This is a genomic window from Microvirga sp. P4_A5 (genome assembly GCF_056402495.1).
Genome location: NZ_JBFUHH010000022.1, coordinates 51,018 through 60,564, shown reverse-complemented (window position 1 = coordinate 60,564; position 9,547 = coordinate 51,018). Strand labels below are relative to the sequence as shown.

At 63.0% G+C, this 9,547-nt stretch carries 8 protein-coding genes and 2 pseudogenes; 9 read left to right on the top strand and 1 reads right to left on the bottom strand.

What is annotated here, in order from left to right; genetic code table 11:
• Nucleotides 1-328: 328 nt before the first annotated feature.
• Both AC1DVM_RS08840 and AC1DVM_RS08835 read left to right on the top strand, forming a co-directional pair.
• Nucleotides 329-1,393, top strand: a complete 1,065-nt coding sequence (locus AC1DVM_RS08840; protein WP_477253779.1) for a DUF2279 domain-containing protein — start codon at nucleotides 329-331, stop codon at nucleotides 1,391-1,393.
• A gap of 66 nt (nucleotides 1,394-1,459) precedes the next feature.
• Nucleotides 1,460-2,281 carry a lytic murein transglycosylase gene (locus AC1DVM_RS08835; RefSeq protein ID WP_477253777.1) on the top strand — a complete coding sequence of 274 codons (822 nt, stop codon included), beginning with the start codon at nucleotides 1,460-1,462 and terminating at the stop codon, nucleotides 2,279-2,281.
• Between the two features lie 229 nt (nucleotides 2,282-2,510).
• On the opposite strand, the gene AC1DVM_RS08830 is transcribed toward AC1DVM_RS08835, so the two are convergent.
• Complete coding sequence (locus tag AC1DVM_RS08830; RefSeq protein WP_477253775.1) at nucleotides 2,511-3,401, bottom strand: LysR family transcriptional regulator; 891 nt, start codon at nucleotides 3,399-3,401, stop codon at nucleotides 2,511-2,513.
• A 130-nt stretch (nucleotides 3,402-3,531) separates the two neighbouring features.
• On the opposite strand from AC1DVM_RS08830, the gene AC1DVM_RS08825 reads away from it, so the two are divergent.
• From AC1DVM_RS08825 to AC1DVM_RS08795, 7 genes and pseudogenes are all read left to right on the top strand, one after another.
• Nucleotides 3,532-4,521: an aldo/keto reductase gene (locus AC1DVM_RS08825; protein ID WP_477253774.1), complete on the top strand. Its 990-nt coding sequence runs from the start codon at nucleotides 3,532-3,534 to the stop codon at nucleotides 4,519-4,521.
• Nucleotides 4,522-4,543: 22 nt separating this feature from the next.
• Nucleotides 4,544-5,533, top strand: a pseudogene (locus tag AC1DVM_RS08820) (aldo/keto reductase).
• 38 nt (nucleotides 5,534-5,571) lie between these two features.
• Nucleotides 5,572-6,426, top strand: a complete 855-nt coding sequence (locus AC1DVM_RS08815; RefSeq protein ID WP_477253772.1) for an FAD:protein FMN transferase — start codon at nucleotides 5,572-5,574, stop codon at nucleotides 6,424-6,426.
• Nucleotides 6,427-6,462: 36 nt separating this feature from the next.
• Nucleotides 6,463-6,846, top strand: coding sequence for a hypothetical protein (locus AC1DVM_RS08810; protein WP_477253770.1), 384 nt, complete (start codon nucleotides 6,463-6,465; stop codon nucleotides 6,844-6,846).
• 157 nt (nucleotides 6,847-7,003) lie between these two features.
• Entirely contained in the window at nucleotides 7,004-8,176 is a 1,173-nt protein-coding gene (locus AC1DVM_RS08805; RefSeq protein WP_477253769.1) for an aldo/keto reductase, read from the top strand.
• 149 nt (nucleotides 8,177-8,325) lie between these two features.
• A pseudogene (locus AC1DVM_RS08800) lies at nucleotides 8,326-8,753 on the top strand (cytochrome P460 family protein).
• A gap of 26 nt (nucleotides 8,754-8,779) precedes the next feature.
• A complete protein-coding gene (locus AC1DVM_RS08795; RefSeq protein ID WP_477253784.1) occupies nucleotides 8,780-9,544 on the top strand; it encodes a DUF4405 domain-containing protein in 765 nt (254 codons plus the stop codon).
• The last annotated feature ends 3 nt before the right edge of the window (nucleotides 9,545-9,547 follow it).

The following is a 9,547-nucleotide window of genomic DNA, read 5'->3' as shown; positions in this document are numbered from 1 at the left end:
CGCTACCTCGGCATCGACGTCGACGATGCGCTCACGATCGCGGAACAGGTTGAAATCTGAACCCCAGGGGGCGGCTCAACGACGAGCCGCCTTCGTTGAGAGGGTCCGGATCCGAGGCTTAAGCGGACGCAGCAAGAACGACCGCCGCGTGCCAAAACAAGACGTATCTTGGTTTCAGGAAGTGCGTCAGCCATTCGGGCTTTTAGGTTCCGTTTACCTTCCTTGCCGCCTTCGGGCCCCTGCGGCAGATCGCTTCCGCCGAAGGGGTTGAGTTCTGTCATTTGCCATAGAAAGGTACTGCCTGGGGGCGCTAGAAGAGGATCGGCAGATGCGGGTCGTCGCCTTAGTCGCTTGCTTTGCCGCTCTGGGTATCGTTTCGGGTCCTGAAGCATCCCTGGCGCAACCGAGCAGAACATCGGAAGAGCGGTCCGGGCACCGAGCGAGGGGACCACAAGCGGGGCCGCCAGCGGGCGCGGCTACCCGGGCAGGGACACCCACGGCGGCAGAACTCGAGCCGACGCCCCTCCCTCCGACGTTCTACTCGGTCAGCCAACTGGGCGATCATCTGCATGCTATTCGTTGGGAGCTGGCCATCGTCGGAGCGGGCATGGCCATAGTCGGCTTCAAGGATTGGGACTGGGGCAACACTTCCGGGTTCCAGACCATCGAGGAAGGATGGTTCGCTAGGAACACCCGGCACGGCGGCATGGACAAGATCGGTCATTCGTTCTCGACATACGTCATTGCTGACCTGCTGACGGACAGGATCCGGGCGAATGCGTCCAACCCCACAGGTGCCCCAATCACAGCCGCGCTCGTCGCATTCGGCATCATGGGTCTCGCCGAGACTATGGACGGTTTCACCGGCCGACATCGCTTCTCGCGCGAGGACATCGTGGCGAACGGCGTGGGCGCCCTCTTTTCGGTCTTCCGGAATTCCATACCTGGGCTTTCGGAAAAGCTGGACTGGCGGTTAATGTACACGCCCGCAAGCTATGAGCGTCCCAGCATCACAGGGGATGACGGCATTCTCCCGCCCTATGAGCGCCAGCGCTATATCATGGCCCTGAAGGGCAGCGGGTTTGAGACGCTCGAGAGCACGCCCCTGCGCTACGCGGAACTGCACGTCGGCTTCGATGCGCGTGGTTTTGAGGAGAAGGAGCGCGAGCTCGGCTATCCGATCGAGCGGTCCTTCTATGTCGGGGTGGGGCTGAATCTCAACGAGGTGCTCTTCGGAAGGGGGCCCAATCCGAATTTTGCCCGGTACAGGGACACCCTCCCGGGCTGGGCTGCACGAAAGACCTTGGAATACGTGCAGGTTCCATACACGTCTGTTTATGCCAAGAGCCGCTTCTCGACGGTGCGGCGTGCGGGCATAACATTCGTGGACTAGGTCGTTCCTGGACCAGGCCAGGGAGCCTGGTGGCTGCGTGCTCCAACGGCTATAGAAGGTATCCGCATGAACACCAGTAAAGAGCTTGCGCTGGTTGCTATCGCAGCGTTGGTGTCGTTTGCGGCCATGGACACGAACGCAAGGGCTGCGCAGTGCGGCAACACAGTGGCGGGCTTCGACGTGTGGAAGCAGCAGTTTGCCGATGAAGCCAGAGCACGGGGCATCAGCGCCCCAACCGTCGGAGCCCTCACAGCGACGACCTACTCGACTGCGACCATCGCGGCCGACCGAGGCCAGAGAAGCTTCCGGCTTTCGCTCGACCAGTTTCTCGCCAAGCGCGGCGGTTCAGCCATTGTCGGGCGTGGGCGCATGCTCAAGCAGTCGAAGGCAACTCTATTCGCGTCTTTGGAGCAACGCTACGGCGTCCCGCCCGGGCCACTCCTGGCCATCTGGGGCATGGAAACGGCGTTCGGACGGCAGCGTGGGAACCAGCACACGCTGTCGGCGGTGGCGACCCTCGCCTRTGACTGCCGTCGGTCGGCTTTCTTCACCGACCAACTCTACGCTGCTCTGACCCTGATTGACCGCGGCGTCCTCTCAGCAGGCACACGCGGCTCGATGCACGGCGAGATTGGCCAGACCCAGTTCCTGCCCAAGAGCATTCTGAACTACGGCACCGGAGGCAACCTCGACAATGCAGCCGATGCGCTGGCCTCGACGGCGAACTTCCTTAGGGCTCATGGCTGGCGTGCGGGTGCCGGCTACGAGCCTGACGAGACCAATTTCAGGGCCATTCAGGCGTGGAATGCTGCTCCCGTCTATCAGCGGGCGATCGCCATAATCGGGCAGCGGATCGATGGCAACGAGGGCTTGTCTGCAAGACGTTGAACATGCTGCATTGAAGATAGCCTAACGTGAATGCCTACGGGCTGGAGGTCTGCTTTGGGTCAATCCGACCCGTTCGCGTGCCTAACAGAACGTCCGCCCGCCCCGCGATTGCGGAAGTGGAGGCTAAGGTCTCCCTCGAGCCATAAGCTGTTCTTCCCGAAACGAATGGTGGATTCAAGAAGGTACGCACATACTCCACATAGGCTGATGATGATCGTGTGTTTCCTGTTCAACCGCGATACCGCAGCGCATCGACTAGCAGGGCGAAAGCTGGCCTCGGTTGCCTGCGGCTCGGATAGTACAGGTGGTAGCCCGCGAACGGCGGACACCAATCGGCGAGCACGCGGACAAGCGGTCCGTCGGCGAGGCACGCCTCAACCCGGTCCTCGAGCAGGTAAGCCAAGCCGTGCCCGGCCGACGCCGCCTCGAGGGCCATAAGTGAGGTGTTGAACACTAGCCGCCCTTCGACCTTCACCCTCACTTCCCGGCCGCCCTTCTCGAACTCCCATGTAAGGAAACCACCGGATTGCATGCGCAGACCGATGCAGTCGTGGCTGGTTAGATCATCCGGTGACCTCGGTCGTTTGCGGGTTGCGAAGTAGGACGGCGCGCCGACGACCGCCATGCGCGTGTCCGGCCCGATGCGGRCCGCGATCATGTCCTTGGCCACCTGCTCGCCGAGACGCACACCGGCATCGTAGCGCCCCGCCACGATGTCAGTCAGGCCGTTGTTGATGTCCAGTTCCACCTTGATGTCCGGATAGTCCGGCAGCAGCCGCTCCAGGGCAGGCCAGAGGACTCTGTGGGCCGCGTGCTCGCCTGTCGTGATGCGGATGGTCCCCGCGGGCTTGTCCCGGAACTCGCTCAGGGCAGCCATCCCGGCCTCGATCTCGTCGAGGAGCGGCCCCATCGTCGTGAGCAGGCGCTCCCCCGCCGCGGTCGGCGCGACGCTGCGGGTGGTGCGGGTCAGCAGCCGAACTCCGAGCTGCGCCTCGAGCCCGCGCACCGTATGGCTCAACGCCGACTGGGAAACACCCAGCTTCGTGGCCGCCTTCGTGAAGCTCTGCTCCCGTGCGACGGCCAGAAAAGCCTGAAGATCATTGATGGTGTCCCTCGGCATTCATGAAAGTCCTTCATAGGTTCATGCGCGTTTTACCAGCTAGCTGAGGGTAGTCCCAATCACTAGATCGTTGGCCGTCACCTCATCTACCGCCCTTGCGCTCCTGAGGCTCAATCAACGGAGAACCGACATGCAAAAGCGAACACTTGGCAGGAACGGGCTGGAAGTCTCGGCCCTCGGCCTTGGCTGCATGGGCATGAGTCATGGCTACGGCCCCGCCACGAACACCCCGGACGTTGTCAGACTCATCCGCACCGCCTACGAGCGTGGGGTGACCTTCTTCGACACCGCGCAGGTCTACGGCCCGTTCACCAACGAAGAGGTGGTCGGCGAGGCGCTGGAGCCGATCCGGGACAAGGTGGTGGTCGCCACCAAGTTCGGCTTCGAGCTCCCAAGCCCCGACGGTCAGCAGAACCTGAACAGCCGCCCGGATTACATTCGGCAATCCGTCGAGGGGTCGCTGAAGCGCCTGCGCATCGACGTGATCGACCTACTCTACCAGCACCGCGTCGATCCGAGCGTGCCGATAGAGGATGTGGCCGGCACCGTGAAGAGCCTAATTGCCGAAGGCAAGGTTAAGCATTTCGGTCTGTCGGAGGCCGGCGCGGAAACCATTCGCCGGGCGCATGCCGTTCAGCCCGTGGTCGCCCTACAAAGCGAGTATTCCCTGTGGTGGCGCGAGCCGGAGAACGAGATCATCCCGACGCTGGAGGAACTAGGCATCGGCCTGGTGCCCTTCAGCCCGTTGGGCAAGGGATTCCTCACCGGGACCATCAATGCTGACACCAAGTTCGAAGGCAACGACTTCCGCACCATCGTGCCCCGATTCTCGGAGGAGGCCCGCACGGCGAACCAGGGACTTGTCGATCTCCTCGGGCAGATCGCGTCAGGGAAGCAGGTAACCCCGGCCCAGATCGCCCTGGCCTGGCTGCTGGCGCGCAAGCCCTGGATCGTACCGATCCCCGGAACGACAAAAATCCATCGGCTTGAAGAGAATATCGGCGCCGCCGATGTCGAACTGACCGCCGACGATCTTCAGAGGATTGAGGAGGCTCTCTCCACGATCACCGTGCACGGGGACCGCTACCCGGCGCATCTGCAAGCGCGCGTCGGTCGCTGAACCGACATATGTGAGACAAGATATGCAAAAACGTAAGATCGGGAACCTTGAGGTCTCCGCGCTCGGCCTCGGCTGCATGGGCATGAGCGCCAATTACGGCCCGCCCGCGGATAGGCAGGCGATGATCGCACTCATCCGGACGGCGGTGGAGCGTGGCGTCACCTTCTTCGATACCGCTGAAGTGTATGGCCCCTTCACGAACGAGGAACTGGTCGGCGAGGCGCTCGCGCCGCTGAGGAGCCAAGTGGTGATCGCGACGAAGTTCGGCTTTGATCTCGACCCGGCCACCATGGAGCGCCGCGGTGGCGTCAACAGTCGGCCCGAACACATCAAGGCCGTCGCGGATGCCTCGCTTAAGCGTCTAAACACCGACGTGATCGACCTGTTCTACCAGCACCGGGTCGATCCCAGCGTGCCGATCGAGGACGTCGCCGGCGCGGTCAAGGACCTGATCCAGGCCGGCAAGGTCCGGGCTTTCGGGCTCTCGGAGGCCGGGGCGCAGACGATCCGCCACGCCCACGCCGTTCAGCCCGTGGCGGCGGTCCAGAGCGAGTATTCCCTCTGGTACCGGGGGCCGGAGGCGGAGATCTTGCCGACCCTTGAGGAGCTCGTTATCAGCTTCGTGCCCTTCAGCCCATTGGGCGCCGGCTTCCTCACAGGCAAGATCGACACGTCCACGACGTTCGACAGCACGGACTTCCGCAATAGCGTCCCTCGCTTCTCGCTTGAGGCCAGGGAGGGGAACCTCGCACTCGTCGACCTGCTCAAAGACGTGGCGGCGAGGAAAGGTGCTACGCCCGCGCAGATCGCATTGGCCTGGCTGCTCGCGCAGAAGCCCTGGATCGTGCCGATCCCGGGTACCACCAAGCTGCATCGCCTGGACGAAAACCTCGGCTCGACGTAGGTCCAGCTCACGGCCGACGATCTCCGTGAGATCGACGCAGCTGCGTCAAGGATCGAACTCAAGGGCGAAAGGCTGCCCGAAGGTGCGCTGAAGATGACCGGGCTCTGACCCTACGCGAGCAAGTGCGATGTTCCGCTTCACGTTCGATGCCATCGGAACGGCCTGGGAGATCGAAACGCCGACGCCGCTGGAGATTCCGGTGCGACGGCGGATCCTCGAACKGATCGAGCGATTCGAAGCGGCCTATTCACGCTTCCGGCCGGACTCGCTGGTCTCGCGGATCGCGTCATCGCGTGACGGTGGGTGCTTCACCTTCCCGGCGGACGCGGTCGCACGATCGCTACGATCGACTGCATGCCCGCACGGAGGGCGCGGTCGATCCGCTGGTCGGGCGTGACCCCGAACTGCTTGGGTACGACCGGGCCAACTCTCTAACACCGGACTCTGCCGGGATCCGCAGCCATTCCGCTGCAAGACCACAATTGTCGAAGGACGTTAGACGCGAAGTCCTGTCACTCCTCACCCGACGCCCGCTCGTGATCGACATCGGCGCGGCCGGCAAGGGATACCTCGTCGACATCGTCGCTGGCATCCTGCCGGAGGAAGGCTTCATGAGCTTCGTCATCGACGGTGGCGGGGACCTGCTCCATGCGGGCGACGATCCCCTACGGATCGGGCTCGAACACCCCTTCGATGTCGGGCTCGCCATCGGCGTGGCGCACTTGAAGGATCGCGCCCTGTGCGCCTCGGCCGTGAACCGGCGTGCCTGGGGTGACGGCCTGCATCACCTGATCGACGGACGCACCGGAACGCCAACCCGCGACGTGATCGCGACCTGGGTTGTGGCCGACGATGCGGCGACCGCCGACGGGCTGGCCACGGCGCTCTTCTTCGTTTCAGCAGATCATCTAGAGCGTGCGTTCCCGTTTTCCTCGGTCCGGATGTTCGCCGACTGCCGTGCCGAAGTCTCGGCGGACTTCTGCGGCGAACTCTTCACCTGAACGGAAAGGACAGCAACAATGCCTGTGGAAAACAGGATGAGACGGATTTCCACGATCTCGGCCACCTTGATGCTGGCGGGAGTTTGGAATTCCGACCTGCAAGCGGAGGCGGCCAGACCCTTTATTCTATCTCAACGCAACCGCTACGCGGACGGCACCTACACCGCGACCGGACAATACGGTGGCCAACCGTCATTCATCACGGTCAAAGCGACTTTGGCGAAGGGCACGATCACTGCGGTGGAAGTGACCCCGCACGCCACAGTCCCACGCTCGCTCGAATTGCAGCGCCTCGTCGCGGCGGCCGTGCCCAAGGTGGTTGTCGGCAAGCCGATCGATCAAATCAATGTCGGCAAACTCGCAGGATCCAGTAGTACGCCCAAGGGATTCAATGCCGCGATCCGGCAGATCAAGGACTAAGCCTCGCGATGATCCGGAATGGATGCCCGCCAAGCAGCTCATGAATGATGTTCATAGGCTCATGCTGCATTCCCCGTCTAATCGATCGCAGTCTCACCCGTTAGGTTCGAACCAAGCCACCCTCCCATGGACAGGGTGATATTCAACGGAGCAAAGCATGTCAGAGACGGAAACCCGGACCGATCCCAACCGACGCAAGTTTCTGGCAGCAGTAGCCGGGATGACCGCAGCGCCCATGGTCGTTGCCACGTCCGCGAACGCCCAGCAGGGCGCGCAAGGTGCCGGCAACGGCAGTCAGGGCTCCGGCGCTGCAACCGTGAGCGGCCGCCGCAAGCTCGGCTCGCTGGAGGTCTCCAGCGTAGGCCTCGGCGTCCAGAACATGCACCGGACGTATCAGACGACGATCCCCAGCCGGCCCGAGATGCTCAACATCATCCGGACGGCCTTTGACCGGGGCGTCACGTTCTTCGACACGGCCGAGGCTTACGGCCCGCACGAGTGCGAACGGATCCTCGGCGAAGCCATCGCGTCATTCCGCGACAAGGTCGTCATCACATCCAAGTTCGGCTGGGACGTCGATCTGGAGACCGGCGAGCGGCGCCCGGGCCTCGTCAGCCGTCCGGAGCGCATCAAGGCGGCTGTAGAGGGCGTGCTCAAGCGCGTTCGCACCGATCGCATCGATCTCCTGTACCAGCACCGCGTCGACCCGCAGGTGCCGATCGAGGATGTCGCCGGGGCGGTCAAGGACCTGATGGCGCATGGCAAGGTCCTGCACTGGGGCCTGTCCGAGATGGGGCTGAACACGCTGCGCCGGGCTCATGCCGCGCTGCCCGTCACCGCCGTTCAGAACGAGTATTCGATGCTCTGGCGCGGGCCGGAGGATGCGGTCATCCCGCTCTGTGAGGAACTCGGAATCGGATTCGTCCCATGGAGCCCGCTCGGGGTGGGTTTCCTGACCGGCGCCATTGATGCAAGGACACGGTTTGCGCAGGGTGACATTCGCGGAATCGAATCCCGCTTCTCACCGGAGAACCTGCCCCACAACCTGGCGCTCGTCGCGCTGCTGAGGAGCTGGGCCGAACGCAAAGAGGCCACACCCGCGCAGATCGCCCTGGCCTGGCTGATGGCCCAGAAGCCCTGGATCGTTCCCATTCCAGGAACGACGCAAATGGCGCACATGCGCGAGAATATCGGCGCGGCTACGGTGCAGTTCACGGCGTCCGAAGTGGCCGAACTGAACCGCGCCGTTGCGGCGATCCAAATCCGGGGCGCGCGTCTCCCAGACGCGGTTCTGGTCTTCTCGGGAGTGGAGGCGCCTCCAAAGACCTGATCAACCCGACGATGACGACATCCCGTGACGGGACGCGCGGAGGACGCCGCGCCCCTTCCAACCTGCCCTGATGCCCAACCGATGCGAGGTCCCTTGTGAAGTCCCCGAGAAGACGCCTTCCGTTGATTGCCCTGGCCTCTGCCGCTGTCATGCTCGTCGGCTGGCAGGCAATTGCCGAGAGCAATCGCGTGACGTTTCCGACCCTTGAGAAGCTGGTGCACTACACGACCGTCAAGCGCGGCAACGTGACTGAGCACATCATGACCACGCCCGAGGCCATCGAGGCCGTCAAGAAAGGGCAGCCGGTCCCGTCGGGGACGCATTCGTGCTGGTCGATTATCGCGAGGGCGAGGTTTTCCGGTACTTCGTCATGCAGAAGGCTGACGGATGGGGTGCGGACTACGACGAACGGCGTCGCACCGGCGATTGGCAGTTCCAGTGGTTCAAGCCCGACAAGACCATCAACATGAGCGAGAACACCGCCCGCTGCCAGTCATGCCACCAGAGCCAGGCCGGAAGCGAATACCTTTACACCGGGTACCGCATTCCCCGGTTCAACGGCACGCCGATCGAATGAACCCCGGGACGCAGATCGTGAGCTCCATGTTCCTGATGCGGCTGACGTTCGACCTGATCGCCGCCGGCCTGCTGCTGCTCGGCCTCGCCTACTGGTGGCTGGGAAACACGGTTCATGAGGTGGTCGGGACTGGCATGTTCCTGCTCGTCATCGTGCACAACGTTTTCAATCGGCGCTGGTACCGCAGAGTCCCCAATGAGAAGCGTCACGGGCGCGGGCTGCGCAATATCGGGATCAACTTTGTCCTGCTGGTCGCGATGCTGGCGCTGCTCGTGACCAGCGTCCTAATCTCCAACACGCTGTCGGGATTCATGTCGGCCTACGGCGGCTTCGCCGTGCGGCAGATCCATACCCTTGCCGCCTATTGGGTCCTTGTCATCGTCTCCATCCATCTGGGTATGCGCTGGCCGATGATCATGGGCGTGGCACGAACCCTGTTCGGCATCTCGAAGGCGAACGTCGTGCGGACCCTCGCACTCCCAGCCATCGCCATTGCCATTGCAGCCCATGGCGTCTGGAGTTCCTTCGATCTGGGCATCGGCACCAAGCTCGCCATGCAGGTCACCCTAGATTGGTGGAACTTCGAGGAGTCCGTCCGGGGATTCTTCGTCCACTGCATCGCGATCGCAGGGCTCTACATGTCCCTGACCTACTACGGGATGAAATGGCTCCAGCACCGGAAGACAATGACCTCATCGATCGGGCGCAGGACGGAGATCGTGCGAGGGCTGAAGACGGCCACGCATTCCGACCGTTCGACGGCGGCCAACGATCAAAAGACTATGGGGTAATCG

Bases quoted from the DNA above. Each gene is read 5' to 3' on its own strand.
- AC1DVM_RS08825 (WP_477253774.1), top strand. From the start codon at position 3,532: ATGCAAAAGCGAACACTTGGCAGGAACGGGCTGGAAGTCTCGGCCCTC.
- AC1DVM_RS08840 (WP_477253779.1), top strand. From the start codon at position 329: ATGCGGGTCGTCGCCTTAGTCGCTTGCTTTGCCGCTCTGGGTATCGTT.
- AC1DVM_RS08810 (WP_477253770.1), top strand. From the start codon at position 6,463: ATGAGACGGATTTCCACGATCTCGGCCACCTTGATGCTGGCGGGAGTT.
- AC1DVM_RS08805 (WP_477253769.1), top strand. From the start codon at position 7,004: ATGTCAGAGACGGAAACCCGGACCGATCCCAACCGACGCAAGTTTCTG.
- AC1DVM_RS08795 (WP_477253784.1), top strand. From the start codon at position 8,780: ATGTTCCTGATGCGGCTGACGTTCGACCTGATCGCCGCCGGCCTGCTG.